Source organism: Stenotrophomonas sp. PFBMAA-4 (assembly GCF_030053215.1).
In the GTDB taxonomy this organism is placed as follows: Bacteria; Pseudomonadota; Gammaproteobacteria; order Xanthomonadales; family Xanthomonadaceae; genus Stenotrophomonas.
On sequence record NZ_JASGBW010000007.1, the window covers coordinates 36,520 to 61,718 of the forward strand.

Here is a 25,199-nt window from a genome sequence, read left to right on the forward strand (position 1 = left end):
CCGGTTACTTAGAGGGCGTCGGCGGTTTCGGCGGGCACGGGCGCTGGGCGGTGGGACAGCGCCAGCAGGGGCAGGGCCCGCTGCACGGCCAGGCGCGCCCGCTGCAGCAGGGCCTCGTCGTGCACGCGGCCGTCGGCGAAATCCTTGTCGGTGGCGTAGACGCCCAGCGGCAGGGTGCGTGCCTGGAAGAAGCTGAAGAGCGGCCGCAACTGGTGGTCGATCATCAGCGCGTGGCGCTCGCTGCCGCCGGTGGCAGCCAGCAGGGTGGGGGTGTCGACCAGCGCGTCCTGGTGGATGAAATCGAAGAAGTGCTTGAACAGGCCGGTGTACGAACCGCGGTAGACCGGGGTGGCGACCACCAGCACGTCGGCCTGTTCGACCGTGGCCAGGGCCTGCTCGGCGGCGGCGGGCAGCTGCGAGCGCCATAGCGCACCGGCCAGCTGCGGGGCCAAGTCACCCAGTTCGACCAGGTGCGGTTCGCTGGGCACGTGCCCGCCGATCAGGTCCAGCAGGTGCTCGCACAGGGTGGCGGCGCGCGAGGGGCGCTGCAGGCCACCGGAGACGGCGACGATACGGAGGGGGCGGTGGGGAGAAAGCATGACCCGATGCTAGTCAGCCCTTCCCATGACGTAAAATGGTTTTACTTCACACATCCATGAGTGGGATTCATCGACATGCTGGAACGGATCCACCTGAGCATCGTCCAGCAGGTCGAACTGCAGGGCTCGCTGACCGCCGCCGCCGGCGTGCTGAACCTGACCCAGTCGGCGCTGAGCCACAGCATGAAGAAGCTGGAGCAACAGCTGGGCACCGATGTCTGGCTGCGCGAGGGCCGCAGCCTGCGCCTGACCCAGGCCGGCCAGTACCTGCTGGCGGTAGCCAACCGGGTGCTGCCGCAGCTGGACCTGGCCGAGGAACGGCTGGGCCAGTTCGCACAGGGCGAGCGCGGTTCGCTGCGCATCGGCATGGAATGCCACCCCTGCTACCAGTGGCTGCTGAAGATCGTCTCGCCCTACCTGGCGTCGTGGCCGGACGTGGATGTGGACGTGAAGCAGAAGTTCCAGTTCGGTGGCATCGGTGCCCTGTTCGGCTACGAGATCGACCTGCTGGTGACCCCCGACCCGCTGTTGAAGCCGGGCCTGAAGTTCGTTCCCGTGTTCGATTACGAGCAGGTGCTGGTGGTGGCCAAGGACCACGCGCTGGCCAAGGCGGAGTACGTGAAGCCACGGCAGCTGACCCAGGAAGTGCTGATCAGCTACCCGGTGCCGTTCGAGCGCCTGGACATCTACAACCAGTTCCTGCTGCCGGCCGGGGTCACCCCGCGCCGCCACAAGGCCATCGAAACCACCGACATCATGATGCAGATGGTGGCCAGCGGCCGCGGCGTGGCCGCCATGCCGCGCTGGCTGGTGGAGGAGTACGCGGCGCGCATGGACGTGGTGCCGGTGCGCCTGGGTGCCAAGGGCATCCCCAAGCAGATCTACCTGGGCGCGCGCGAGGCGGACACCGGCATCGACTACCTGCAGGCCTTCGTTGAACTGGCACGGGGCAGCTCGATTGCCGGCCCGCTGCGCGGGGCCAAGTGATGCCTGCAGCCACCACGCAGGCTGCACGCGCCTTCATCGATGCCTGTTCGCTGGAGGTGAGCGCGAAGGCCATGCCCGCGTTGCACGCCGAAGCAGCCCGCATCGCACCCGGCACGACCATTTCCATTCCTTACCTGGCCAGCGAGGACGACGACGCGCGGATTGCTGCCGCGCGCCGCGTGCGCGAGCTGGGGCTGCAGCCGATGCCGCACCTGTCGGCACGCCGCATCGGGTCGCTGGCAGCGCTCGAGCGGTTCATCGCGCGTGCGGCGGGCGAGGCCGGTGTCGAACAGTGCCTGCTGGTTGCCGGTGATCTGGCCACGCCCGCCGGCCCGTTTGCCGACAGTGCGTCCCTCATCGACACCGGCCTGCTGGAACGCGCAGGCATCAAGGTGGTTGCCGTCGGCGGGCACCCGGAAGGCCATCCGGTGATGGGCGCTGACGAGCGCTGGCAGGTGCTGGAGCGCAAGTGCCAGGCCATCGCAGCACGTGGCATGGCGCCGAAGATCATCACCCAGTTCGCCTTCGATGCCGAGATCGTGCTGGCCTGGCTGGATGCACTGCGCGCGCGTGGCATCGGCCACCCGGTGCTGGTGGGTGTGCCCGGGCCGGCCAGCGTCAGCCGCTTGCTGCGCTATGCCGCGATGTGCGGCGTGGGTGCCAGCGCATCGATGCTGGCGCGGTATGGCATCTCGATCGGCCGGTTGCTGGGTACCGCCGGGCCGGATGTGTTCGTGGATCGCCTGGTGGGAGGCCTGACCGAAGCGCATGGGCAGGTCAGCCCGCACCTGTTCCCGTTTGGTGGCATCGCGCCGTCGCTGGACTGGGTGGCGCAGTACCGGCGGCTTTGATCCTTGGAGTGCCTCGCTCATCAGCTACAGGTTGGGATAGATCACTGTCCACTGGATGATGCTCAGGTTGATCAGACCGTGCACAACCGCTCGTTGCCACGTGTCCAGCGAAAACTTGTAGATGCACGCGCAGATGATGATTGAGAACAGGAAGGCCAGAATCCTCGCGTCGGGGTGGACCCATGCGAAGAGAAGGCTGACAGCAATCGACGCAACGATCCTGCCAAGGTAGTGCGCAGCGCCGGTGAGAAGGAGGTGTCGTACCACTTTCTCTTCGAACAGCGGAGCAGCAACACAGCTCGTAAACACGCCCAGCAGGTAGTAAGCGAGTGGGATCTGATCCCAAGTCAGGAACTGCGAAGTATTGCGGCTGGGGTACCCGATAACAGCAATCCATAGCGCGCCACCGAGCAGGCCAAGCAACACGACAAGTACTGACGTCCTTGCGGTCCAGCGTGCCCTTGGCTCGTTCGGGAACATCCATAAGCAGACAAGAAAAGCAGCCAGTTCCGTCAGTGCTTTTGAGCCGAATACGTCGAGCGCCTCGAGGGCGAAATGGCCCAGGCCCACTGCAAGGGTCGCCATCCCCGCAGCGAAAACCCTGTTCTCAGGCTTATCTGCGGGTCTCCACGTCAAGGCTTGGAGGAAGGTCATGCCGATCTCTCGTTGAAGACGTTGACCCATGATGTGCCAACGCTCACCGTGCCTGCCTAAGCTGGACGCTTGGCGGCTGCACGGTGATAAACGAGCATCACGAAACCCACACCGGGAAATCCAAAAATGGCTGCTTGAGCCGCTTCCCGCTAGATCGACCACCGATACATCAAGAGCAAGCGTTTCATCGCTTGCCCCGTCCGCGAACCTACTTGCCTGCGTGCTGGGCTTGGGTCATTTCAACGCCCTTTTCCGCACCGCGGCTCTGCGCGAAATCAGGGAAGGTCTTCTCGATCGAATCCTTGTCCGGCAGCACGTAGAACACGCCGCCCTTCTCGAACGTGGACTGCACGACCTGCTCATAGAACCCGGGGCTGACATTGATGCAGCCATGGGTCACGCGGTTGTCGTCCGGCGTCGGCGTTGCCAGCCGCTCGGCGCGCTTTTCCTTCGGGGTGCCCGGCGGCAGCGGGTGCATCGAGACGGCGGAATCGTAGTCCACCCACAGCACGCGGCCGGCGTCGTCGGACGGGCCGTAGCCACCAATGAAGCGGCCTGCAGGGGTCGTGCGGTCGTGGCCGGGAATGGCGCTCAGCGCGACCTTGGCCACGTTCGGGGCAGAGTGATCGCCCTTGGCCGAGCCAAACAGCGCAGGTGCCGCGCCGCGCAGCTTGCCGTCACTGCCGAAAATCAGGACCTGTGCTGCGGCCTTGTCCATGATCGCGAACGGATAGCCCTGGCTGTCCTTGCTGGCGACCACCCAGCCGGCGAGTTCGATCACCGTCTCGGACACCTCCTGTCCTTCCGGCAGCTCATCGACGGCAGCCGTGGGTTGCGTAGCGGCATCCTTGGCGCCCCTGGCGCTGGCCACGCCGGTACCGGCCAGAGCCAGCGCAAGGGTCAGCGCGACGCAGGCGGTGCGGATTGCGGGGGATGTGTACGTACGGATAGCGCGGTTCCTCGGATGAATACGGTGACTCAAGGGAACCAGTGGCCGGGGGAGACCACTGGTTCCCGGTTCAGCTTAGCCGCGCGGGGTGCGGCGGGGAGCGGATTCGAGCTGCTGCACGCGACCTTCGATCTGGTCCAGGCGCTGGTTGGCCTGCTGGGCGGACTGGTTGGCGGACTCGGCGCTCTGCGCCGCGCCCTGGACCTTCACGTCAAGCGCGTCGAGGCGCGTGTTGACCTTCGCGAAGTCTTCTTTGTAGCTGGCGCACGCGCCGAGGCTGAGGGCAAGGATTGCCACGCCGAGGGGACGAGCGATCTTCAGGTGCTGCGTGGAAAGGGTCATTGCATTCCCTCCTTCGTCTGGGGAGTCTGGAATATAGCGGGCTTTTTGTTAGTTCCATGAATGCCTTTTCAGCTGGAGTTCGCGGACGTGGAGACACCGTGAAGAGTGCGCAGTCATGTTCGATTTGCCGCGAATTCAGCTGTCTGCGATGCACATGTGCTAACGCCGATGACGCCTGAATGAGTGGAGTGTTCGCTGCGCAATGCCATCGCATGGCGCAGATGCATCGCCACGTGCGTGCTGCGTAGCCGTTGTGCATTTGTGGCGAGCAGAGGCCGCTGATAGCCTGATCAACTGCACATGATGTTGCTGCATCAATCAACGCGTCGAACGTGTCGCCAGCACACTGCCAGTGCGATCAGGAATGTCATCGGCAGCGACCACGCAATCCAGGTTGACAGCTGCCGGAACAGTGCCGGTCCGTGCAGGATGCGATCGTAGTACGACGCGTCGAGCAGCACGAACCCATGCGGCAGGAACACGGTGATGATCGGCGTAGGCACCGGCGCTGCCAGCAGGGCGAACACGAAGGCCAGCAGCACGACGACAGCGGCCGAGCGGATGCCCCTGCGACGCAGGGCGCGAAGCGCGATATGGAGCGCAAGCGCAAACGGTGAAGCGAGTGCTGCCCAGAGCAGCAGCACACCGGCAAAGGCGAGGATGTGCGGCATGCCTGCTCCCAGGTGGTGTGACCGATCAGCGGGGTGGTGGTGCGACGGGGCAGGCGACAGTGGCTTCAAGCCGGTAATCGCCGGGGAAATCCGCAGGCAGCGGCCGTCCCGACAGATAGCCTTGGACAGGCGTGATGGCGCCTGTTTTACCCGCGCCACCCTTGTCGGTGAAGTCATCGGTCACGTCGATGATCGACTGGTCACCGCGGACCAGTTGCAGCGTTGCCGCGTCGTTCGGCACGGCGGCCAGGTAATACCGTCCTACGATCAGTTTCGGAGCGCAGCAGTCGACGGAGTAGGCCAGGCGGGATGCCTTCGGCGTGCTGCCCTTGAGGCTGCTGACCACGTTGATGCGCCCGTTCAAAGTGCTGTACCACGGTCGCCCGTCGGTAACCTCGAGCGACATGAGCCGGAACACGTAAACGTTGCTGGCGCCGCGCAGGTTGTCCATGAACGTGGGCGCGTCCGGCGGCGGACAGGCCAGCGCCGCCATGGGGGCGGTAGCCAGCGACAACAGGAGTGCCAGCCTTGCTGATGGAAATGCCACGTTGCCTCTCATCCTTGATGAACCTGCACGAGGCGCAGCGTAGCGTGGCCGGTGGTGGCGGTACAGCAGGCGGCCCGCTTCCACTCGCCTGCTAGACTGTCCGCCCCCTGCCTCATGGATGGATGCATGGCTGTCCAGCGCCTCAAGCCCCTGCCAAAGAAGGACATTGCAGCGTTGCGCGCGCGCTGGACCCCGGACCTCGTGCCGAACCTGTCCCATCCACGGCGCAAGCATGACTGGCGCGACAAGACCATCAGCAACCGCCACTGGGAACCGTCGCCGTTCGGCACAACGGCCGATGGCCGGCTGGACTATCGCGGGTTTCCTTATCCGGTTCCGCATTACCAGAACCTGCAGTCCGTGGATCTTTCCCATGCCCAGGAGGGCGGCGGGGCGACCTTCCTGACCTACGCCGTCATGCAGGACTGCGATTTCACCGGTGCAGCGCTGGGGAACGTTTCGGAAACGCTCATCCGTTGCTGCTTCAATCGGTCCGAGTTCATCCATGTCACACTCGGCGGCGCGTTCGATGGGTGCAGCTTCGTGCAGGCAAAGCTGCGCAAGTGTGGGTCAACGGCCACCTTCACTGATTGCGATTTCCGCGATGCCAACCTGTCAGGCACGGATTTCTCGCGAGCGCGCTTCGTGCGCTGCATCTTCGATGGCGCCAGCTTCAAGGGCTGCGACCTGCACAAGGCGGTGTTCGTCGGGTGCCGGCCCAGCGAGGAGCAGCTGGCCGCCTGCTACGAGAACGGGGGCATCCGCTTCGAGGATGACAGTGGCCAGCAGGTAAGCGTGGAGACGCCACCGGCAGCGGAAGATCCGGTGATCGAGGCGTGGGACCGGCTTGCGCAGCGGCTGGCGGGCCAATCCTAGGCATCGCCGTCTGGGCATTGCTGCCCGCGCCCTTGGCACGCGGGCGTTCCAGGGCCACGGCCCACGTTTGCTATCATGCGCGCCAATGGCCGCCCGCCCGCTGCTGATCGTGCGCCTGCGCATCCTCCTTCCTCGAAAGAGGACGCATCTGCGGCCATTCACAGCGAAACCCTGCCCGGCCAGGCGCCGCCTGCCACCCGGGCCCCCGTACTGATCGAATAAGGAAGGCCGGCCGCATGCCTGCGGCCGTAATACATGAAATCACCTGCAACTTCGCGTCCCGGGTTGATCCCGGTGCTGGCCCTTCTGCTGGTCGGCCTCAACCTGCGCCCGGTGCTGGCCGTGGTCAGCCTGCTCACCGATTCCATCCGTGCCAGCAACGGCATGAGTTTCGAACAGATCGGCTGGCTCACCAGCCTGCCGATGATGGCCATGGGCCTGATCGCCATGGCCGGTGGCCTGGTCTATCGCCTGGGTTATCGGCGCGGCGTGGCCATCGGCCTGGCGCTCACGGCGGCTTCGGCACTGGCCAAGCTGGCCTCGCATGAACCGCTGTGGCTGATGGGCTCCAGCGTGGCCGCAGGCCTGGGCATCGGCATCGTGCAGTCGCTCATTCCCGGCTACATCAAGACCCGCTTCCCGCACCGCGTCGATCTGCTGATGGGCCTGTACGTAAGCATGATCATGGGCGGCGCGGCACTGGCCGCGGCCAGCGCATCGGCGCTGCTGCAGTGGCTGGACTGGCAGGGCACGATGGCGTTCTGGGCGGTGCTGGCCATCGCCGGCATCGCGCTGTGGCTGCCCAACAGCGGGCATGCCGACGCACCGGCCGCCAGTGTGTCCGCCACCGCCGGCAGGCCCGCCGCTTTCCGGCCCTGGCAGCATGGACGCACCTGGTTGCTGGTCGCCCTGTTCTGCGTGTCCAGCAGCTGCTACACGCTGTGCCTGGCGTGGATCGCGCCGTACATGATGGAAGCGGGCGTGCGCGCCAACGAGGCCGGTTTCATGCTGGCGGCGTTGAGCCTGTCCGAGGTGGCCGGTGGCTTCCTCGTCTCCTGGCTGGCGCCGCGCTTCCGCGACCGCCGCGTGCTGCTGGCGCTGTTCCTGGCGGCCACCGCACTGACCTATGTGCTGATCGGCGTGGCGCCGATGTATGCCCCGTGGCTGATGATGTGCCTGCTCGGCCTGTCGATCGGTGGCCTGTTCCCGATGACCCTGATCCTGGTGATGGACCACTGCAGCCAGCCGGCCAAGGCGGGCATCCTGGTGTCGTTCGTGCAGGGCGTGGGCTATCTGGTGGGCGGCGTGCTGCCCTTCGTGGCCGGTTCGATCCGCGACACCGTGGGCGACCTCAGCGTGGCGTGGGTGGCGATGGCCTGCGTGACGGCCGCGGCGCTGGTGCTGGCGGCACGCGCAACCCCGGCCAGTGCGGAGCGCTTTGACGCGCGCTGATCGTGCATGATGCAGCGGCGTGGCGTTTGGCCACGCGCTGCCAGGGAAGGTGAATCAATGGATGGGATGCCGGCGCGACAGATCCGCGCGCACTACGACGATCGCGTGATCCGCGTATACCAGGCCTACTCCGATGCCATCGCCGACAGTGCGCTGGAGCGGCAGACCTTTGTCTCTCCGCCGTTCAAGATGGAACGGATGACATGGATAAAACCGTCCTTCCTCTGGATGATGTATCGCGCCGGATGGGGCGGGAAGGAGGAAGGCCAGAAGCGGATCCTGGCAATCGACATCCGTCGCGACGGTTTCGAGTGGGCGCTGACCCATGGCTGCGACAGCCGTGCCGAGCCCGGGATGGATGCGGCGGCGTGGGAGCAGCTCAAGGCTCGTTCCCCGGTGCGTATCCAATGGGATCCCGAACGCGATCTGCTGCTGCGGCCGTTGCCCCACCGCGCGATCCAGATAGGTCTCGGCAGGGAGGCGGTGCGTGCCTATGTCGATGAATGGATTCAAGGCATCACCGATGTGACGGCGCAGGCACACGCCATCCATGCGCTGGTGGAGGCGGGAAGGATGGAGGAAGCGCAGTCTGCGCTGCCTCGCGAGCGGGCCTATCCCTGGGGTTAGGCGCAGCCGCTCAGCCTTCGTAGAAGTAACGGCGGCGATCACGCGACCACTGCTCGATCTCCGCCTGTGAATCCTCGGGCAGGCACTCTTCGATGTAGTCAGCGGCTTCGTCGGCGCCTTGCTGTCGCAGGTACTCGATGGTCTGCCCGGCACCGGCGCCCACCATGTTCTCGACATCGAAGCCGCAGCCGGTATCCATGTTCAGATGCTTGGCGACCCACATCGACTCGACGTCGCGCAGGTCCGCAACATGGAACAGCAGATAGGCGCACCAGTAGAGGTTCTCGAAGTACTCCTGGTCGCCTTCGCTTTTCCTGTACTCCATCTCCCGGCGAAAGATCTCCTGCAGAAGTGGCTGATGCTGCTTCGCATCCTCCGGGAGGATGCTGCGAAGTGCCTGTTCCCGCGAAGAAGGGGAGTGGATATCAGCTTCTGTCATGGATAGAACCGGGCAGGAGACGGGGCAGCGGTGGATGCTAGCAGCACGACCGGTGCTCGCCGGCGGGCATTGGGGAAATGGCGGCGCTACACGGCCTCGACAGAGTTCCCTGAACAGCAACTTCATTCATGTACTGGTCAGTTCAATATTCAGGGTCGATTTCATCAGTAAACGGATAATTCACACCTGTCGACCGCCTCTTCTCTCTTCTCTGCCTCTCCCGGGGAGGCGGCCGGCGAAACCAAAAATAATTAAAGGTGTGTCCCGATGAACAAGAATTCGCTGCTTGCCCTGGGTCTGCTGGCTGCCCTGCCGTTCGCTGCATCGGCTGCCGATGGCCTGTCGTACAACTACGTTGAAGGCGGTTACGTGAACACCGATGCCAAGGGCGGCGACGCCGATGGCTGGGGCGTCAAGGGCTCGGTTGCGGTGCACCCGAACTTCTCGGTCTTCGCTGATTACAGCAAGCAGGAAACCGACACCTTCAAGAACGACGTTGACCAGTGGCGCATCGGCGCCGGCTACAACTACGGCATCGCACCGAACACCGACCTGGTGGCTCGTGTTGCGTACCAGAAGTTCGACATGAAGCACGGCCTGGACTTCAACGGCTACTCCACCGAAGTGGGCCTGCGCACTGCCTTTACCCCGAACCTGGAAGGCTACGCGCTGGCCGGCTACGAGGATTACAGCAAGAAGCACGGCATCAACCCGGAAGGCGAGTTCTACGGCCGCGTCGGCGCCACCGCCAAGTTCACCCCGAACTGGGGCCTGAGCGGCGAAGTGAAGCTGGCCAAGGCCGGCGACCGCGAGTGGTTCGTGGGCCCGCGCTTCACCTGGTAAGAACAGCAGTGCAGTAAAAGCGTGTTACCGGCGTGTGCTCTCTCTCTCTCCCACACGCCACCGAAGCCCGGCCTTGCGCCGGGCTTCTTTTTTGTGGATGACGGTTGGGCTTCCACCAGGCCCAGCCGCAGCAGGCTCTCGGCCGTGGCCACGATGGCGTCCTCGCGCGAACGCGGTGCCCAGCCCAGCAGGCGCTGCGCCTTTTCGCTGGTGGCGTTCATCGTGCGGCCCAGCAGCGGCACCGAACCACGCAGCGCTGGGTCCTTCAGCGCACCCAGGCGTACCACCCAGTTGGGGATGACCCGCGTGCTGACCTTGTCGGCGGCCGCACCCAGGCGCTGCTTCAGGACCTGCGCCACTTCACCCAGCCACAGGCTGTCGCCGGCGATGGCGATGAAGCGCTCGCCATTGGCGGCCGGGTGGGTCATTGCGCGCAGGTGCAGGTCGGCCACGTCGCGGACATCGACGAAGCCGCAGTTGATCTTCGGCGACCCCTTCTGGCCCTGCAGCAGGTTGCGCACCAGGCGGATGGAATGTGAGTAGTCGCCGCCCAGCACCGGGCCGAGCACGGCGGTGGGATTGACCACCGACAGCTGCAGGCCATTGCCCTCGCGCGCAATGAAGTCCCACGCAGCGCGCTCGGACAGGGTCTTGGACTTCTGGTACAGCCAGACATCGCCGGACAGATCGCTCCAGTCGGTCTCATTGAAGGGCCGGCCGATGTCGCCGTGGCCGGCGCAGATGGCACCGAAGGCCGAGGTCAGCACCACCCGCTGCACGCCGGCATCGCGCGCGGCACGCAGCACGCGCAGGTTGCCGTCCACGGCCGGGCGCACCCATTGCTCCTCGCGGGTCTGTTCGCCGGTGGGCGTGGGCGAGGCGCCATGCATCACATGGCTGCAACCCGCAACGGCTTCGGCCCAGCCCTCGTCGCGGCCGAGGTCGGCCACCACGAAGCTGAGGCGATCGCCCGGCTCGGCGCCGCCGACCTTCAGCTGCTGGCGCACCTCCGCCTCGCGTGACAGCGAGCGCACCGTGGTGCGGACGTCGTAGCCGGCCGCGAGCAGGGCCAGGATGCAGTGCTGGGCGATGAAGCCGGTACCACCGGTCACCAGGACGGTCGTTTTCATGGGAACTCTCCAGATACGTGGGGGATGGGCAAGCCACCCCCGACGGGGATCCGGCGGTGCAGGCGGCTATGTCTACAGCTGTATACATGCGTTGCCTGCCATTGTCTACAGCTGTATACTTAACGCATGAACACGCCCGCCGCACCGTCTGCCAGCAAGCCCCGCCAACGTGATGCCGAAGCCACCCGCGAGGCGATCCTGGTCTCTGCCCGCCGGGCCTTCGCCCAGTCCGGCTATGACGGCGCCGGCGTGCGTGAAATCGCCGCCGGCGCCGGGGTGACGGCGATGATGGTCAACCGCTACTTCGGTTCAAAGGAGCAGCTGTTCGCGGAGGTGGTGGAGGACACCATGACCCAGGGCAGCCTGATTGCCGGCGGCATCATGGACCAGCCGGAACCGGGCAAGGCGCTGGCGCGCGCGCTGGTGAAGATGACCCGCGCCGACGCCACGCCCATGGATGGCTTCCTGATCACTTTCCATTCCGCATCCAGCCCGCTGGCAGCGGAGATCGGCCGCGACAAGATCGCCGCGCACCACCTGAAAACGGTAGCCGCCTCGCTGCAGGGCACGCAGCGGGCCGAGCGCGCCGCGCGCGCCGCGCTCATCCTGGCGATGATTTCCGGCTTCCAGGTGATGCGGCAGATGATCGCGTTGCCGGCCCTCGCCCATGCCGACGAGGATGAGCTGGCCGAGCTGCTGGGCACGGTGTTCGAGCGCCTGATCCAGCGGCCCGCATCCGGGCCGTAGGATCAGTTCACCGGCTTGCCGTAACTTTCGGCGAGGATGGCCTTGTACTCGGCCAGTGACGGCAGGCCCATGGCGCTGCGCCGCGCGTCCAGGCCGGGCATGTCCTCGGTAGGGCGCAACTGCATCGCGCCGTCGTCGCCCTGCACGAACTGGCTGCCGTAACGCTGCGGCTTGCCCTGCGCCACCAGCACGCGGTCGGTGAGCAGGGCCACGTCGGCACGGTCGGCCTCATCTGCCTTGGCGGCGTGTTCGATCAATGGCAGCACCTGGGCCTGGAATCCAGGGTCCTGGTCGGCGTGCTGCACCAGCAGCCAGGCTGCCTTGGCGCCATCGCCGCCGACCTTTGAACGGGTTGGCCAGCCCTTCTCGGCGATCACGGTCTTCAGCCACTCTGCATTGGCCTTGGCTACGGGCAGGGTGCTCTTGAAGGCCTCGCCGCCGCCAGCCGCAATCGCCGCATGCTGCGCGGCCTGGTCACGCGCTTCGCGGTCGAGCAGTTCCTTGCGCAACGGTTCGTCCATCTGTGCGGCACGCTGCGTCTGCATCGCTTCGGCCCGCGCCAGCATCTGTGGCCACGCCGGTTCGGCACGCAGGGCATTCAGGCCGGGGCGATCCTTGTGCAGCAGGTCGTCGAGGGGCAGGCGGTCCTGGCCCAGCAGCGCGACGACGTAGGCCATCGCTGCGGCGTGGTCGCCGGCGGCGGCAGTGCATTCGACCAGCAACAACTCGCCGCCGTCCGGGAAGCGCTCGCCCTTGTGGTACATCGCGCCGAGCGTATCGGCACAGCCTTTGACGTCGTCGTCCTGATAGCGCTGCAGGGCCTCGAAGAACGAACCGGCTTCGGCCGCGTGGGCGCTGCCGGCCGCAGCCAGCAGTGCAAGCAGTGCCGGTGCCAGGCGGAATGCGTGGATGGATGCCATCGGGTCTTCCTCCATGAAGGGCGTTGCATGGGCAAGGCCATGCTGCCGGAGCCTGCAGTGTGCCAGTGTTCGCCGCTTTGGTTGTAGAGCCACGCCGCGCGTGGCTGCTTCCTTCCATCCACGCATGGCGTGGCTCTACTGCAGCTGTGCTTCCAGGTCAGCCAGCCTATCCAGCCGCCGCTGCCGGCGTCGGCCAGCCCAGGCGCCGGCCAGTGCTGCCACCACGACGACCGCGCCGTTCAACCACAGGTTCAGCGCCAAGGTCTGGGGCGGCAGTGCACCTGGAACGTCGGGGCCGGCCTGCATCGCGGTGTGCGAGATCCACACGAGTCCGATCCAGACGGCCAGTGACAGCCAGATGTTGAGCCGCCAGATCCGCATCGAGATGTGCGCGCGCTGGCGCTCGAAAGCCAGCAGTGCGGCCGGCGCAAGACCGCGGCTACGCCATTGCCGGCGGCGCTGCACGAAAATCCAGCCAGCGAAGGCCAGTATGAACACGATCAGGCCCCAGAGCACCCCATGGGCGATCAGCTTGCGCGGGTCGAGCAGGGCGCGGATGCAGTTGCCCACGGCCGCGACGGTAACCAGCAGTTCCAGCGCAGACCGCAGGCGTATCCAGCGGCTGCGACGCTCGGCCTCGCGCTGCAGCGCGCCGACATCCACCGCAGGCACGTCGGGCTGCTGCTGCCACAGCGCCTGCAGGTCACTCCAATCGTCTCTGTCGGTTGCCGGATTCATCGCGTCCCTCCCATACGTTCGCGCAGTTGCCGGCGTGCACGGCTCAGGCGCTGGGCAACGGTGTTCTCTTCCACCCCCAGCACCTGCCCGATCTCACGCTGTGAAAAGCCTTCCAGTGCCAGCAGCACCACCTGGCGCAGGCCCAGTGGAAGCTGACGCACTGCCTGCAGCAGACCATCGTGCTGCTGCGCACGTGCGGCCTGCTGCAGCGGATCGGCGTCGGGATCCGGCAACTGTTCGTCCAGGCTGCTGACGCGGTGCCGCCGCTCGTTGGCCAGCGCATCCATCGCACGGTTGTGTGCCACCCGCGCAATGAATGCGCGCAACGTGCCTCCTTCGCCACGCCAGCGTGGCAGTGCCTGCCACAGCGCGATGCTGATCTCCTGCAGCAGATCGTCGCGGCGTGCGGGCTCGCGCGTGTAGCTGCCTGCCATGCGCGCAAGCATCGGCCAGTGCGTCTGCAGCACGACGGCAATATCGAGGGACTGCGTGTTACCCAACCGTGCCGCTCCTCAGCCGATGTCATCCGCGAAAGCGTCGCGGTAGACCCAATAGGATACGTAGCCAAGCAGCAGCAGGGGCAGCAACAGATACGGCTGGTACGGCAGGGCGAACAGCAGGACCGCGTTGAGCAGCAGGTAGGCACACAGCGGGCGCCAGGCTTCACGCAGGAGCCGCAGGTTATCGCGCAACGCCACCAGCACCGGCATGCCATCCAGCAGTGCACGCGGAACGGTGGTCAGCAGCAGCATGCCCAGCGGCAGGCCGCTGGCCAGTACCAGGGCGATCTGCAGGCGAGTGAATGTGGCGGCCAGCACCGCGCTGTCACCCAGTGCGAAGGCACCAGCGGCCGCAGGCCCGGCCAGCACGCCGGCCATCGCCACCTGGCCGGCGAAGACCACTGCCGAGAGCAGCGCCAGTACCGCGACCGTCGCGGGACGTGCACGCAGCCGGCGGCCAGCCTGCAGCGGCGCGAAGCGCCCATCGCGGACGAACTGATCCAGCATCAGCAGGGCCCACATCGATACCAGTGGAACCACCAGCTTGGACACCACCACGCCGACGACCGGCACGCCCAGCTGCAGCATGAGTTCCACCAGCATCGGCAGCAGCACCAGCAGGAACAGCCGCAGCGGTGCGCGCCGCAGCATGCCCGCGCTGCGCGCAAGCCAGTGCAGGAGGCGACCGGTGGGCCAGCGGCGGCTTGCTTGAGTGGTGGTGGCAGCGATGTCCGGGGCGTGCATGCGGGCTCCAAGCGGCGTGTAGTGATGATTGAAGACGCCGCCGGCGGAAAAAACCTGACATCGATCCGCATCACGCCGACCCGTGTGGCCGCGCCGAACTGAGAACCCAACGCTTCGGTAGCGCCACGTCATGCGTGGATGCTCTCCTCAGCCACGCATGGCGTGGCTCTACTGCAGCTCCACCATCTGCAGGGGGGCTTCCGCTAGAATCGCCCGCACTTCGCCGCGCGCGATGCGCCCGCCCCACGCCAGCAGGATGTACCGTGAATTCCCAGCCCGCACCGATCACCGCCCTCAACCACACCCTCGACAACGAGCCGCAGCAGATCACCGCGCCGTTGACCCACTCGGCCGCGTTCCTGGTGCTGAAGGTGAAGGACGATGCCGGTTCCATCGCCAAGGTGCGCGAGGTGCTGGGCAGCACCGACGACCTGATCAAGAACACCGCCATCCGCGATATCGAGCGCACCTTCACCTGCAACGTGGCCATCGGCCACCGCGTGTGGGAGCCGTTGGTGGGCACCGCGCCGCCGCGCGAGCTGAAGCCGTTCCGCGAGATCAAGGGCGCCACGCATACCGCCGTGTCCACCCCGGGTGACCTGCTGTACCACGTGCGTGCGCGCACGATGGACCTGATCGTGGCCTTCGAGCGCAACCTGCTGATGGCCTTCGGCGATGCGGTGGAAACGGTCGATGACGTGGCCGGCTTCCGCTACTTCGATGGCCGTGACCTGCTGGACTTCGTCGATGGCACGGCCAACCCGGAAGGGCTGTCGCTGCCCGAAGCCACCATCGTCGGCGACGAAGACCCCGAGCATGCCGGCGGCAGTTACGTGGTGGTGCAGAAGTACCTGCACAACCTCGATGCCTGGCGTGCCCAGAAGACCGAGGCGCAGGAGGCCATCATCGGCCGCACCAAGCACGACAACATCGAACTGGACGATGCCCCGGCCGACGCGCAGAAATCGCACAAGACGCTCTGCACCATCGAGGATGCCGATGGCGAGCACGAGATCCTGCGCGACAACATGCCCTTCGCCAACCCGGGCCGCGGCGAGTACGGCACCTACTTCATCGGTTACACGCGCCGCTTGTGGGTGATCGAGCAGATGCTCGAGCGCATGTTCATCGGCAACCCCGCGCCGCTGCACGACCGCATCCTGGATTTCTCCACCGCCACCACCGGCGTCACCTTCTTCGCGCCCTCGCGCAAGGTGCTGGCCGACCTGGGCGACTGACCCTCACGCCACGCGTGAAGGCCATGTCCAGTAGAGCCACGCCATGCGTGGATGAGCGTCCGGTAGATGCCAACCTTGGTTGGCAGAAGCACGCCAACCAAGGTTGGCGACTACCGAAGCTCCTGCTCGCGCGCCGCAGCGCTCCACGCGCGCAGGCCGAATGCGGCCAGGCCCAGGAAGAACACGTACAGCGCCGCGGTCACGTGCAGCGACTTGAACAGGTACGCGCCCACATAGACCACGTCCACCGCGATCCACACCCACCAGCACGCCACATGGCGGCGCGCCTGCCACCACTGGCCGACCAGGCTGAGCGCGGTCAACATCGCATCCAGCCACGGCAGCGCCGCATCGGTGAAGGTGTGCATGGCGGTGCCCAGGGCGATGCCACCGCACAGGCCGATGGCCAGGTCGCGCAACGCCTTGCCGCGCGCCAGCGGCACGATGCGGATGCTGCCCTCGTCGGCAGCATGCTGGCGCCAATTGATCCAGCCATAGACCAGGAAGCCGCCGAAGGCGACCTGCAGCAGCGTGTCCGAGTACAGCTTGGCCTCGGCGAACACCAGGCCGTACAGCGCCACCGACAGCAGGCCCACCGGCCACGCCACCAGCCGCCGCCGGGCCATCAGCCAGACGCCGAGCACGCTGCACAGCGCTGCGGTCCACTCGAGCAGGACGCCGCTCACAGCGCGAACGTCACCGACAGGCGGGCCTGCCGCGGTGCGCCGGGGAACAGGTAGTAATCACCACCGCTGCTGCCGGTATCGCGCCAGTAGAAGCGGTTGAACACGTTGTCCACCGACAGGTTCCAGGTCACGGCACGCTCATGCAGACGATGCTGGAAGCGCAGGCCGGCGTCGAACACCGAGTAGTCCGGCGCGCGCACGCCACCATCGGCGCGGGCGACGTTGGAGGAGGCATAGCGCCAGCCGCCGGTCACGTCCAGGCCCTGCACGAAGGGCAGCGCATAGGCCAGGTGCACGCTGGCGCGCACCTTGGGCACGTTCACCAGCTGGTGGCCTTCATAGGCCGGCGTGCCGGCATCGCGCGCACGCGCCTGCAGCACGCTGGCACTGGCCACGATCTGCAGGGCATCGGTCAGTTGGCCGTTGGCGGTCAGCTCCAGGCCGGTGTGGGTCTGCGTGCCCTGCTGCACGAAGGTGTAGCCGGCCTCGCTGTCGTCCGGCTGGGCGAACTGATACGGCTGGGAGATGCGGAACAGTGCCGCGCCCACGGTCAGTGTGTCGGCCGGCACGTACTTCACGCCCACTTCCAGCTGCCGCGACTGCACCGACGGCAGGAATTCATCGGCATTGGAGGTCCAGAACGGGGCCTCCTGGCCCAGCGAGATGCCGCGCACGTAGCTGCCGTAGACGTTGAGCTGGTCATTGGCCTTCCACACCAGCGCGGTCTGCGGCAGGAAGCGCGACAGGCGGCTCTGCCGCTGCGGGGTGCCGCGCTTGTCGTTGGCACGCTCGTCCAGGCGCACGAAGCGGCCACCGGCCAGCCACTGCCAGTCATCGCCGAGGCTGATGCGGTCCAGCGCGAACACGGACGTCTGGCGGCTGTCGAGGCGGCGTGCGGAGGGGCCGGGCTGCAGCGGCGAGGGCGCGTACACCGGCACCTGTGCGTCGTGGATGTTGGCGCTGCCCACGTACTCGTTGACGCTGGGGCGGCGGTCGACGGTGCGGCGGAAATGGTCGGCGCCGACGGTCAGTTCGTGGCTGATGCTGCCGGTGTCGAAGCGGCCGCGCAGTTCGGCGCGCGCCTGCTGGTTGCGGCGGGTGTCGTCCGGGCTGCGGTAGTCGTAGATGTCGTAGTCGCCATTGGGCGCGAAGTAGTTGCCCGGCGTGCTGCCATCGGCGCACTGCGCGGTGTAGTAGCAGCCATAGGCGAAGGCCACGTTGTCATCGATGACCGAGCGGCTGTAGCCCACCGACACGCGCGACTGCCAGCGCTCGTTGAAATCGTAGGTGTGCAGCGCGGTGATATTGGTGCTGGCGATATCCACCGGCCGCTGCCACGGCTGGTAGCCCAGCAGGTGCTTGCGGTCGACGCCGCGCGGCAGCTCGCTGGCGCCCAGCAGCTGGTAGCCGGACACCGAGCGCTGCGTGCTGGTCTGGTAGTTGGCATCCACTTCCAGCTTGCCGCGTTCGCCGATCAGCCAGTCCGCCGCCAGCGAGTAGAAGTTGCGGTTGCCATCGGCGTGCTCGACGTAGGAATTGCTGGCATCCCAGGCGGCATTGAGGCGCACGCCAAACCGCGGCGTGATCCAGTGGCCGATATCCGCGGCGACATAGCGCGAGCCTTCCGAATCGGTGCCGAGGGTGACGGTGCGCACTTCGGCCGGGCGCTTGCCCACGTAGTTGATGATGCCGCCCGGAGCCATCACGCCGGCGGCCAGGCCCGCTTCACCCTTGAGGATCTGCACCTCCTGCACGTTCTCCAGCGCCAGGCGCTGTTCGCCGGCGATGGCCAGGCCGTTGAAGCGGTAACCAGTGGCGGCATCCAGGGCGAAGCCGCGGATGGCGATGTTCTGGTAGTAGCCGACCGGCGCGTAGGCATCGCCCAGCGACGCATCGTTGCTGGCCAGCTCGGACAGCGAACGCACCTGGCGGCGGTCGAGGTAGTCGCGGTCCAACACGTTCACCGAGGCCGGCGTGTCCTGCCAGCTGCCGCCACCGAAGGCATTGGCGCGCGAGGTATCGCCGGCGGGTTTGCCGGCCTGCACGCGCACGGCGGCCAGTTCGGTCGGCGTGCGTTCGGCGCCGGGGGCGGCCGCGTCGGGCGACGCCTCGGCTGCGCTGGCGTGCAGCGGCAGGGCGGCGCAGAGGGCGAGGGCGAGCAGGGTGGGGCGCAGGCAGCGGTTCATTCGGTTCGTCTTCTGACAGCAAGGGAGACGAAGCGACGGCGCACGGACGCACCTGCCCGGACCGGGGGTGCGACTGCTGCTCAAAGCTCCCTACGCCGGTGCAAACCGGATCAGGTTCCAAGGGACTCTCTCAGCCTGGCAATCCAGGCACCCCCGCTTCAGGTGACCATTTCACTACAAATGCCGGCGATTTGCGAGCCAGGGGTCGGATCCCTTTCCGCAGGAAAGGGCTCCGACCCCGACGCCGTGCCCGCCGGGAATGGGGTCAGAGCCCTTCCCGTTGGGAAGGGATCCGACCCCTGCACCTGACCTCACGCGGCCGCGCGCAGCGCCTGCAGCAAGGCCTGGCCGGCCTTCGAGTGGAACCATGCCGGATGCCCCAGCATGAACGGCTGCCACGCCACGTCGGCATTGGCGGTGGAGCCGGTGATGCCTTCGAAATACTCCACTTCGGACAGTGCGAAGTCGAAATGGACCATCGGCAGCAGGTCGGCCAGCAGCTGCACGCGCGCGGCCGACAGTGGCAGCACCTCGCGGTAGCCCTGCAGCAGGGCCAGGGCGATGTCGATGCGCACGGCGTCGGAACCACGCTCCAGTTCCAGCCAGGCCACCGCATTGCGCTCGATGGCCGTGGCCAGGTCGAACAGCGCGCTGGTGGGCGAGGCCAGGCCGAAATCCAGCACGGTGGCCACCGCGCCGTCGGCATCCCACAGCAGGTTGGAGACGTGCCAGTCGTTGTGGGCCCACAGCCGTGGCTCATCACGCAGGCGCGCCGCCAGGCCCGCATGCCAGGGCAGCACGTCGGCGCGCAGCTGCGCCTGCCAGGGAATGCGCGCCAGGTAGCGGGCCAGCCCAGGCCGGTGTGGCAGGTCGGCCTGCAGCGCGGCAATGGGGTCATCGGCGCGGATCAGGTCATCGCGCGCCACCAGGATGTGGGTGCTGCGCTGGGGCGCCGCGTAGCTGGCCGACGCCTGGTGCAGGCGCGCCAGCATGCGCCCGGCCTGCCGCGCCTGCGCGCTGTCGGTCAGCAGCGACCACGACACCGCGTCGCGGTACAGGTCCGCGCCGGCACCGGCCGCATGCAGTTCATAGGTCCACGGCCCGTGCTCGACCGCCGTCGCGCCGTCGGCGGCGGCCAGGACCTGCACCACCGGCACGCCGTGTGCGGCCAGGTGGGCGATGAAGTGGTGTTCTTCCTGCAGGCAGGCGGCGCTGCGCACGCTGTGGTGGTGGCGCTTGATGAACACCCGGCCCATCGCGCCTTCGATGATCGCCGCCGTCGACAGCGGGCGCGGGCTGTGCCAGTGCAGCGTGCTGTCCGCCGCCAGCGCCGGGTACCGGGTGCGCAGCCACGCGACTTCGTCGGCGCTGATCGCCGGCCAGTCGGCAGCGACCTTGTCGTTGTTGAGGCCCTGCACGCGATGGGGGGAAGAAGTCATGCCGCAGCCGCTGCCCGGAAAGGAATCACCAAGGCTGCGCATTCAACGCCATGGGCGCGGCGGACGCAACCGGCGGGCGGCGAACGAAAACGGGCAGGTCAGCGACCTGCCCGTTGCCTGGATCACCAGGGAATGCTGCGCTTACCAGCCGCGATGACGGCCACGGTCGTGGTAATGGCGGCGGTCATGGCCACGGTCGTGGTAGCCGCGGCTGTAACCACGGTTGTAGCCGCGGTCGTAACGACGGTTGTCATAGCGACGGTCGTAGCGGCGGTCGTGGTGGTCCTTGGTGGTCAGGTTGCCGATCGCACCACCTGCCACGGCGCCGCCGACGGTCGCGGTCGGGTCACCGTTGGAGATCAGATGGCCGGCCACGCCGCCCACCACCGCACCGACCACGGTGCGCTTGTCCTTCCTCGACATCGCGCTGGCATCGCTGACCACGGCCACGCCGGCCAGCAGGGCAAGCGCCATCGCCAGGCCACGGAAGCTGATTGCGGACGTACTGATCATGTTCGGTTCTCCTGTCTGGGCATGCCACGGTGGGCAGGGAGGGCGGGGGCGCCCCGGCTGCCGTGATGTCCACGCTGGGCTTCCAACATTGTCGGAACATTGCGCGTGGACACCGTGCGGCGTGCGCATTCATCTAGCGTCAAACGGCATGAAGCCTGCCTGAAAGTTCAATCGCCAGAGGGGAAGGATTCAGATTTTGCCGTCACGCAGGTAGTCGAACAGCTCGGCGTCGCCCTTCAGCCCCAGCTTGAGCATCGCATCGCCCTTCTGCCGGCTGATGGTGCTGACGCTCTTGTGCAGCTGCACGGAAATTTCCTTCACCGTCATCCCGGTGCCCAGCAGGCGCAGCACTTCCACTTCGCGTGGCGACAGCGGCTTGCCATCGCCCTCGCGCATGCGCCAGCTGCCCGCTTCCTCCACCCGCTCGCGCAGGCTGCGGCTGATGTAGGGCTGGCCGCGATACACCGTCTGGATGGCCTGCGGCAGTTCGTCCATCGACGAGCCCTTGTCGACCAGGCCGAGCACGCCGCTGTCCAGCACCATGCGCAGGATGGCCAGGTTGTTGGACACGCTCAGCATCAGCACCGGCAGGTCGGGGTAGCGCCGGCGGATCATGCCGATCATCGCGAAGCCATCGGCCTGCGCGCTGCCGGGCATCGAGTAGTCGGTCACCAGCATGTCGCAGGGCTGGCTGGCCAGCACGGCCATCAGGGCCTGCACGCTTTCCGCTTCGCCGACGACCCGGCCCACGCCGCTGGATTCGATCACGGCACGGGTGCCGATGCGTACTACCGGGTGGTCGTCTGCGATGATGATGCGCAAGGTCATGCTCTAGTATGGCCTTTCAGGCGGTGCCGGCCGCGAGCTGCACGGTACCCGGCGGGTTTCTGGGAGAACGTCGCAGATGCGGAACCGGGCAGTACGTGGATGGGCCTTCCTGCTGGGGCTGCTGGGCCTGTGCGCGCTGGCGCAGGCGGCACCCGGGGCATTGCTGCTCAGTCCGCAGGATCGCGCCTACCTTGCCGCACATCCGGTCATCGTCGTCGGCCAGTATGACAGTGGCTGGCCCCCGTTCGAATCACTCAAGGACGGTCAACAGGTAGGACTGGGCCCAGATTATCTGTCGCTTTTCGCACGTCAACTGGGTGTGAAGGTTGAAGCGCGCCAATACCCGGACTGGAGTGCCGTGCTGGATGCGGCGTGCCGCGGCGAAATCGACGTGGTGATGAACGTCGCCCTCAACGCCGACCGCGCGAACTGCCTGGTCTCGACCGCCGCCTACGCCGAAGCGCCCTTGGCGCTGGTAGGCCGCGCGGGGGATCTGCGTTCGTCGAGCAACCCCGACCTGGACGATCTGCGCGTGGTGATCGAGCGCGATTTCCTCACCGGGCCGCAGATCCGGGCCCGGTACCCGCGGGCGCGCCAGATTGTCGCGGACGATACATCTGCGGCCCTCCAGATGGTCAAAGACGACAAGGCCGATGTCTTCATCGGCAATGCCTACGTCGCGACCGCGCTGATTGCGCGCTCGTCGCTGCAGGGGGTGGTGCTGCTGCGCCCCAGCGATCTGCCGCCGGAGCGGCTGCACTTCGCCGTCCCCGCGGTGAAGCAGCCCTTGGCCGACGCACTGGATGTAGCCCTGGCCGGTACCAGCCAGGCACAGCGCGATGCCTTCGCACGGCACTGGCTGCCCACGCCGCAATGGTCCGCGTCGGCACAGCTGGCCCTGAGCCAGGCCGAGAAGCAGGTCCTCCAGCAGCGGGTGAAGATCGCCTACCCGCCCAATGCGCCGCCGCTGTCGTTCGCCGACCGGTACCGGCAGCCGGGCGGGCTGGCAGGCCAGTTCCTGCAGCGCCTGGAGGCGGCGGGGGCCACGCTGGACGTCGAAGACAGCCACGATTGGTACGACGCCCGCGAGAAGGCCCGCCGCGGCGAGCTCAATGCGGTGATGGGCATTCCCAACGACTCGCATTACCTGGGGCCGGACTGGATCTTCAGCCAGCCCTATCTCACCGTTCCCAATGTGATCGTGTCAGCCATCAACGGGCCGCCGGTGCTGGGCCTGGGGGATCTGCGCGGCAAGCGCGTGCTGTTGTCCGACCCGGACAGGCTGCGGGCGCGGGTGCTGCAGGAAGCCCCCGATGCCAGGATCATCGCTGCGCGCAGCGCCGAACAGGCCCTGCAGCGCCTGGAGGCCGGCGATGCCGACGTCTATGTCGGCAATCTTTCGCTGGTCGATCACCTGCTGCGCAGCCGCTTCAGCGGGCACCTGCAGATTGCGGCGCCGGCCGGCTTCAACGACCAGATGGCGCTGGCGGTGGATCGCGACCATGCCGCCCTGGCCACGGTCTTCGACCGCCTGCTGCTGCAGATGGGGGAGGACGAGAAGCAGGCGCTGCGCGATCAGCTGCTCGCCACCGATGCCCGTCACGGGTTCGCGCTGCATGGTGGCATGGGCTGGAGCCTGCCCATCCTGCTGGTGCTGCTGACCGGTGCAGTGGTGCATGCGATCGGCTACATGCGCCTGCGCCGTGAAGTGGCCGTCCGCCGTGACGTCGAGCAGCGCCTGGCGGAGGTGAGTGACAACCTGCCGGCGGTGGTCTACCAGGCCCGCCATGATGCCCGCGGCCGGCTCAGTTTTCCGTTCATCGCGGGCGACATGCAGCCCCTGTTCGGCATCACCGGCGATACGGCGATGGCCGATGCCGGCGCGCTGCTGGCCTGCATCGATGAAGCGGACCGCGAGCACCTGATGCGCACGATCGAGGTCGCCAAGCGCAACTTCGCCCCGCTCGCGCTGGAATTCCGCGTGCAGCCCGTGGGCCTGCCCCCCTGCTGGGTGCGCACCGAAGCCCACCCTTATTCGGCCGAGGCCGGCGCGGTGACCTGGAGCGGCTACTGGGTGGATGTGAGCGAGGCACGCGCGCAGGCCGATGCGCTGGCCGCGGCCACCCGCGAGGCGGAACAGGCGGTGGAAGCCAAGTCGCGCTTCCTGGCCACCATGAGCCACGAGATCCGCACGCCGATGAGCGGCGTGCTGGGCATGCTGGAAGTGCTCTCGCACTCGCCGCTGGACCAGGAACAGAAGCGCATCATCGGGGTGATCGAAGATTCGGCGCAGATGCTGCGGCAGATCCTCGATGACATCCTCGACTACTCGCGCATGGAGGCCGATGCGCTGCCGCTGGCGCCGGTACCGACGCCGCTGCGGCCGCTGCTGGAAAGCGTGTGCAGCCTGCTGTCGGCGCAGGCCACCGCGCGCGGCCTGGACCTGCAGGTGGAGATCGACCCGCGGCTGGCACAGGCGCACGAGGTCGATGGCGTGCGCCTGCGGCAGATCATCTTCAACCTGCTCAGCAACGCCATCAAGTTCACCGCGCAGGGCAGCGTGCGCCTGCAGGTGGATGTCCTCGGGGCCAGCACCGCAGAGGGCGGCCAGCCGCTGCGGCTGAGCGTGTCGGACACCGGCATCGGCATCGCCGAGGCGCAGATCCCGCACCTGTTCGCGCCGTTTGCCCAGGCCGGCGCGCACATCCAGCGCGAACACGGCGGTACCGGCCTGGGCCTGAGCATCTGCCACCGGCTGGTGCAGAAGATGGGCGGTGACATTTCCCTGCAGAGCGTGCTGGGCCAGGGCACGCGGGTGGACGTGCTGCTGTCGCTGGTGGAGGCGCGCGCCGATGACGTGCAGGCGCTGCTGTCCGAACAGGAACAGACCGCGCTGCTGCCACCGGCGCTGCGCGAGGCGCGCGTGCTGGTGGTGGAGGACCACCCCACCAACCAGGCGATGATGGCCTGGCGCCTGCAGCAGCTGGGCGTACCGCATGCGCTGGTGGACGACGGCCAGCAGGCGCTGGACCGCCTGTCGGCCGAGCCCTTCGACCTGGTCATCACCGATTGCCGCATGCCGGTGCTGGATGGCTTTGCCTTCGCCCGCCTGCTGCGCGAGCGCGAAAGCCGCAACGGCCAGCCGCGCCTGCCGATCCTGGCATTGACCGCCAGCGTGGTCAGCGATGATGCACGGCGTTGCCGCGAGTCCGGCATGGACGACGTGCTGGCCAAGCCGCTGTCGCTGGCCACGCTGCGGCAGGCGCTGCTGCGCTGGCTGCCACAGGCGGCGGCACTGCAGGTGGAGGTGGCGGACGCCGCGCCGGCGCCCGCTGCAGAGGTGCCGGAGACAGCGGAACTGCCTGACCTGGCCGCCCTGCAGCAGCGCTTCGGCTCACTGCAGGTGGCCACCCAGCTGCGCGACAGCCTGCTGCAGGCCAGTACGGCGGACATCGCGCAGCTGCAGCGCGCGCTGGGCGAAGCGGACCGCGCCGGTGCGATCCAGCAGCTGCACCGCATGGCCGGCGCGCTGGGTGCGGTGGGCGCACGTGGCCTGGCCGAGCGCGCGGCGGCGCTGGAACAGCAGCTGCAGCAGGCCAGCGATACCGACGCGGCTCCGGCGCTGCAGCAGGTGGGCGCGTTCGTGCAGCACCTGCAGCAGCAGCTGCAGCGCCTGGCCCCCTGAGCCGCCGG

26 protein-coding genes and 1 riboswitch are annotated in these 25,199 nt (G+C 67.2%); of the genes, 9 read left to right on the top strand and 17 right to left on the bottom strand.

Features of this window, described 5'->3' with window-relative positions; translation table 11 throughout:
• Positions 1-8: 8 nt before the first annotated feature.
• A complete protein-coding gene (gene msuE, locus QMZ26_RS06605) occupies positions 9-599 on the bottom strand; it encodes an FMN reductase (RefSeq protein ID WP_283220958.1) in 591 nt (196 codons plus the stop codon).
• 75 nt (positions 600-674) lie between these two features.
• Between msuE and QMZ26_RS06610 the strand changes: the two genes are divergently transcribed.
• Both QMZ26_RS06610 and QMZ26_RS06615 read left to right on the top strand, forming a co-directional pair.
• Positions 675-1,586: a LysR family transcriptional regulator gene (locus QMZ26_RS06610; RefSeq protein ID WP_108757957.1), complete on the top strand. Its 912-nt coding sequence runs from the start codon at positions 675-677 to the stop codon at positions 1,584-1,586.
• The gene (locus tag QMZ26_RS06615; RefSeq protein ID WP_283220959.1) at positions 1,586-2,437 is read left to right on the top strand and encodes a methylenetetrahydrofolate reductase; all 852 of its coding nucleotides are present in this window, start codon (positions 1,586-1,588) and stop codon (positions 2,435-2,437) included. The genes QMZ26_RS06610 and QMZ26_RS06615 overlap by 1 nt, the downstream gene beginning before the upstream one ends.
• Before the next feature lie 24 nt (positions 2,438-2,461).
• Here QMZ26_RS06615 and QMZ26_RS06620 read toward each other — a convergent pair whose 3' ends face one another.
• From QMZ26_RS06620 to QMZ26_RS06640, 5 genes are all read right to left on the bottom strand, one after another.
• A complete protein-coding gene (locus QMZ26_RS06620) occupies positions 2,462-3,091 on the bottom strand; it encodes a CPBP family intramembrane glutamic endopeptidase (protein ID WP_283220960.1) in 630 nt (209 codons plus the stop codon).
• Between the two features lie 208 nt (positions 3,092-3,299).
• Positions 3,300-3,995: a hypothetical protein gene (locus tag QMZ26_RS06625; protein ID WP_283221020.1), complete on the bottom strand. Its 696-nt coding sequence runs from the start codon at positions 3,993-3,995 to the stop codon at positions 3,300-3,302.
• 120 nt (positions 3,996-4,115) lie between these two features.
• Positions 4,116-4,382: a hypothetical protein gene (locus tag QMZ26_RS06630; RefSeq protein WP_079224744.1), complete on the bottom strand. Its 267-nt coding sequence runs from the start codon at positions 4,380-4,382 to the stop codon at positions 4,116-4,118.
• Between the two features lie 314 nt (positions 4,383-4,696).
• Entirely contained in the window at positions 4,697-5,053 is a 357-nt protein-coding gene (locus QMZ26_RS06635; protein ID WP_283220961.1) for a hypothetical protein, read from the bottom strand.
• A gap of 25 nt (positions 5,054-5,078) precedes the next feature.
• Positions 5,079-5,546 (bottom strand): hypothetical protein, encoded by a 468-nt coding sequence (locus QMZ26_RS06640; protein ID WP_283220962.1) that lies wholly within the window; start codon positions 5,544-5,546, stop codon positions 5,079-5,081.
• A 180-nt stretch (positions 5,547-5,726) separates the two neighbouring features.
• Between QMZ26_RS06640 and QMZ26_RS06645 the strand changes: the two genes are divergently transcribed.
• The 3 genes from QMZ26_RS06645 to QMZ26_RS06655 all read left to right on the top strand — a co-directional run bounded on the left by QMZ26_RS06645 (position 5,727) and on the right by QMZ26_RS06655 (position 8,555).
• On the top strand, positions 5,727-6,476 hold the full coding sequence (locus QMZ26_RS06645; protein ID WP_283220963.1) for a pentapeptide repeat-containing protein: 750 nt from the start codon (positions 5,727-5,729) through the stop codon (positions 6,474-6,476).
• Between the two features lie 294 nt (positions 6,477-6,770).
• The gene (locus tag QMZ26_RS06650) at positions 6,771-7,928 is read left to right on the top strand and encodes an MFS transporter (RefSeq protein WP_283220964.1); all 1,158 of its coding nucleotides are present in this window, start codon (positions 6,771-6,773) and stop codon (positions 7,926-7,928) included.
• A 57-nt stretch (positions 7,929-7,985) separates the two neighbouring features.
• The gene (locus QMZ26_RS06655) at positions 7,986-8,555 is read left to right on the top strand and encodes a DUF4291 domain-containing protein (RefSeq protein WP_345782663.1); all 570 of its coding nucleotides are present in this window, start codon (positions 7,986-7,988) and stop codon (positions 8,553-8,555) included.
• Between the two features lie 10 nt (positions 8,556-8,565).
• Here the strand turns inward: QMZ26_RS06655 and QMZ26_RS06660 are convergent, their stop codons facing one another.
• A complete protein-coding gene (locus QMZ26_RS06660) occupies positions 8,566-8,994 on the bottom strand; it encodes a hypothetical protein (protein WP_283220965.1) in 429 nt (142 codons plus the stop codon).
• A 267-nt stretch (positions 8,995-9,261) separates the two neighbouring features.
• Here QMZ26_RS06660 and QMZ26_RS06665 point away from each other — a divergent pair, with 267 nt between their 5' ends.
• Positions 9,262-9,837, top strand: coding sequence for an Ax21 family protein (locus tag QMZ26_RS06665; RefSeq protein ID WP_079224758.1), 576 nt, complete (start codon positions 9,262-9,264; stop codon positions 9,835-9,837).
• Here QMZ26_RS06665 and QMZ26_RS06670 read toward each other — a convergent pair.
• Complete coding sequence (locus QMZ26_RS06670) at positions 9,720-10,967, bottom strand: aldehyde reductase (protein ID WP_283220966.1); 1,248 nt, start codon at positions 10,965-10,967, stop codon at positions 9,720-9,722. The genes QMZ26_RS06665 and QMZ26_RS06670 overlap by 118 nt on opposite strands.
• A 126-nt stretch (positions 10,968-11,093) precedes the next feature.
• Between QMZ26_RS06670 and QMZ26_RS06675 the strand changes: the two genes are divergently transcribed.
• Positions 11,094-11,714 (top strand): TetR/AcrR family transcriptional regulator, encoded by a 621-nt coding sequence (locus tag QMZ26_RS06675; RefSeq protein WP_283220967.1) that lies wholly within the window; start codon positions 11,094-11,096, stop codon positions 11,712-11,714.
• Positions 11,715-11,716: 2 nt separating this feature from the next.
• On the opposite strand, the gene QMZ26_RS06680 is transcribed toward QMZ26_RS06675, so the two are convergent.
• The 4 genes from QMZ26_RS06680 to QMZ26_RS06695 form a co-directional block, all read right to left on the bottom strand.
• Positions 11,717-12,634 carry a DUF6624 domain-containing protein gene (locus QMZ26_RS06680; RefSeq protein ID WP_283220968.1) on the bottom strand — a complete coding sequence of 306 codons (918 nt, stop codon included), beginning with the start codon at positions 12,632-12,634 and terminating at the stop codon, positions 11,717-11,719.
• Between the two features lie 135 nt (positions 12,635-12,769).
• The gene (locus tag QMZ26_RS06685; protein WP_283220969.1) at positions 12,770-13,372 is read right to left on the bottom strand and encodes a hypothetical protein; all 603 of its coding nucleotides are present in this window, start codon (positions 13,370-13,372) and stop codon (positions 12,770-12,772) included.
• Positions 13,369-13,872 carry a sigma-70 family RNA polymerase sigma factor gene (locus QMZ26_RS06690; RefSeq protein WP_283220970.1) on the bottom strand — a complete coding sequence of 168 codons (504 nt, stop codon included), beginning with the start codon at positions 13,870-13,872 and terminating at the stop codon, positions 13,369-13,371. Before QMZ26_RS06690 ends, QMZ26_RS06685 begins: the two co-directional genes overlap by 4 nt.
• Positions 13,873-13,884: 12 nt before the next feature.
• Positions 13,885-14,616, bottom strand: coding sequence for a hypothetical protein (locus tag QMZ26_RS06695; protein WP_283220971.1), 732 nt, complete (start codon positions 14,614-14,616; stop codon positions 13,885-13,887).
• Positions 14,617-14,879: 263 nt separating this feature from the next.
• Between QMZ26_RS06695 and QMZ26_RS06700 the strand changes: the two genes are divergently transcribed.
• Complete coding sequence (locus QMZ26_RS06700) at positions 14,880-15,854, top strand: Dyp-type peroxidase (RefSeq protein WP_283220972.1); 975 nt, start codon at positions 14,880-14,882, stop codon at positions 15,852-15,854.
• Positions 15,855-15,964: 110 nt separating this feature from the next.
• On the opposite strand, the gene pnuC is transcribed toward QMZ26_RS06700, so the two are convergent.
• From pnuC to QMZ26_RS06725, 5 genes are all read right to left on the bottom strand, one after another.
• Entirely contained in the window at positions 15,965-16,528 is a 564-nt protein-coding gene (gene pnuC / locus QMZ26_RS06705) for a nicotinamide riboside transporter PnuC (protein ID WP_079225464.1), read from the bottom strand.
• An 8-nt stretch (positions 16,529-16,536) separates the two neighbouring features.
• The gene (locus tag QMZ26_RS06710) at positions 16,537-18,726 is read right to left on the bottom strand and encodes a TonB-dependent siderophore receptor (RefSeq protein WP_283220973.1); all 2,190 of its coding nucleotides are present in this window, start codon (positions 18,724-18,726) and stop codon (positions 16,537-16,539) included.
• A 70-nt stretch (positions 18,727-18,796) separates the two neighbouring features.
• A riboswitch (TPP riboswitch) is annotated at positions 18,797-18,891 on the bottom strand.
• Positions 18,892-19,037: 146 nt separating this feature from the next.
• Entirely contained in the window at positions 19,038-20,165 is a 1,128-nt protein-coding gene (locus QMZ26_RS06715) for a phosphotransferase (protein WP_283220974.1), read from the bottom strand.
• A gap of 141 nt (positions 20,166-20,306) precedes the next feature.
• On the bottom strand, positions 20,307-20,678 hold the full coding sequence (locus QMZ26_RS06720; protein ID WP_079224772.1) for a glycine zipper 2TM domain-containing protein: 372 nt from the start codon (positions 20,676-20,678) through the stop codon (positions 20,307-20,309).
• Positions 20,679-20,867: 189 nt separating this feature from the next.
• On the bottom strand, positions 20,868-21,506 hold the full coding sequence (locus QMZ26_RS06725) for a response regulator (RefSeq protein WP_108757972.1): 639 nt from the start codon (positions 21,504-21,506) through the stop codon (positions 20,868-20,870).
• Positions 21,507-21,582: 76 nt separating this feature from the next.
• Between QMZ26_RS06725 and QMZ26_RS06730 the strand changes: the two genes are divergently transcribed.
• Positions 21,583-25,191: a transporter substrate-binding domain-containing protein gene (locus QMZ26_RS06730; RefSeq protein WP_283220975.1), complete on the top strand. Its 3,609-nt coding sequence runs from the start codon at positions 21,583-21,585 to the stop codon at positions 25,189-25,191.
• Positions 25,192-25,199: the final 8 nt, after the last annotated feature.

Excerpts from the sequence above, each read along its gene's own strand:
- QMZ26_RS06710 (WP_283220973.1), bottom strand. The coding sequence starts at position 18,726 with ATGAACCGCTGCCTGCGCCCCACCCTGCTCGCCCTCGCCCTCTGCGCC.
- QMZ26_RS06680 (WP_283220968.1), bottom strand. The coding sequence starts at position 12,634 with ATGGCATCCATCCACGCATTCCGCCTGGCACCGGCACTGCTTGCACTG.
- QMZ26_RS06630 (WP_079224744.1), bottom strand. The coding sequence starts at position 4,382 with ATGACCCTTTCCACGCAGCACCTGAAGATCGCTCGTCCCCTCGGCGTG.
- QMZ26_RS06725 (WP_108757972.1), bottom strand. The coding sequence starts at position 21,506 with ATGACCTTGCGCATCATCATCGCAGACGACCACCCGGTAGTACGCATC.
- QMZ26_RS06670 (WP_283220966.1), bottom strand. The coding sequence starts at position 10,967 with ATGAAAACGACCGTCCTGGTGACCGGTGGTACCGGCTTCATCGCCCAG.
- QMZ26_RS06615 (WP_283220959.1), top strand. The coding sequence starts at position 1,586 with ATGCCTGCAGCCACCACGCAGGCTGCACGCGCCTTCATCGATGCCTGT.
- QMZ26_RS06645 (WP_283220963.1), top strand. The coding sequence starts at position 5,727 with ATGGCTGTCCAGCGCCTCAAGCCCCTGCCAAAGAAGGACATTGCAGCG.
- QMZ26_RS06635 (WP_283220961.1), bottom strand. The coding sequence starts at position 5,053 with ATGCCGCACATCCTCGCCTTTGCCGGTGTGCTGCTGCTCTGGGCAGCA.
- QMZ26_RS06610 (WP_108757957.1), top strand. The coding sequence starts at position 675 with ATGCTGGAACGGATCCACCTGAGCATCGTCCAGCAGGTCGAACTGCAG.
- msuE (WP_283220958.1), bottom strand. The coding sequence starts at position 599 with ATGCTTTCTCCCCACCGCCCCCTCCGTATCGTCGCCGTCTCCGGTGGC.
- QMZ26_RS06640 (WP_283220962.1), bottom strand. The coding sequence starts at position 5,546 with ATGGCGGCGCTGGCCTGTCCGCCGCCGGACGCGCCCACGTTCATGGAC.
- QMZ26_RS06620 (WP_283220960.1), bottom strand. The coding sequence starts at position 3,091 with ATGACCTTCCTCCAAGCCTTGACGTGGAGACCCGCAGATAAGCCTGAG.
- QMZ26_RS06685 (WP_283220969.1), bottom strand. The coding sequence starts at position 13,372 with ATGAATCCGGCAACCGACAGAGACGATTGGAGTGACCTGCAGGCGCTG.
- QMZ26_RS06655 (WP_345782663.1), top strand. The coding sequence starts at position 7,986 with ATGGATGGGATGCCGGCGCGACAGATCCGCGCGCACTACGACGATCGC.
- QMZ26_RS06730 (WP_283220975.1), top strand. The coding sequence starts at position 21,583 with ATGCGGAACCGGGCAGTACGTGGATGGGCCTTCCTGCTGGGGCTGCTG.
- QMZ26_RS06660 (WP_283220965.1), bottom strand. The coding sequence starts at position 8,994 with ATGACAGAAGCTGATATCCACTCCCCTTCTTCGCGGGAACAGGCACTT.
- QMZ26_RS06665 (WP_079224758.1), top strand. The coding sequence starts at position 9,262 with ATGAACAAGAATTCGCTGCTTGCCCTGGGTCTGCTGGCTGCCCTGCCG.
- QMZ26_RS06715 (WP_283220974.1), bottom strand. The coding sequence starts at position 20,165 with ATGACTTCTTCCCCCCATCGCGTGCAGGGCCTCAACAACGACAAGGTC.
- QMZ26_RS06695 (WP_283220971.1), bottom strand. The coding sequence starts at position 14,616 with ATGCACGCCCCGGACATCGCTGCCACCACCACTCAAGCAAGCCGCCGC.
- QMZ26_RS06675 (WP_283220967.1), top strand. The coding sequence starts at position 11,094 with ATGAACACGCCCGCCGCACCGTCTGCCAGCAAGCCCCGCCAACGTGAT.
- QMZ26_RS06720 (WP_079224772.1), bottom strand. The coding sequence starts at position 20,678 with ATGATCAGTACGTCCGCAATCAGCTTCCGTGGCCTGGCGATGGCGCTT.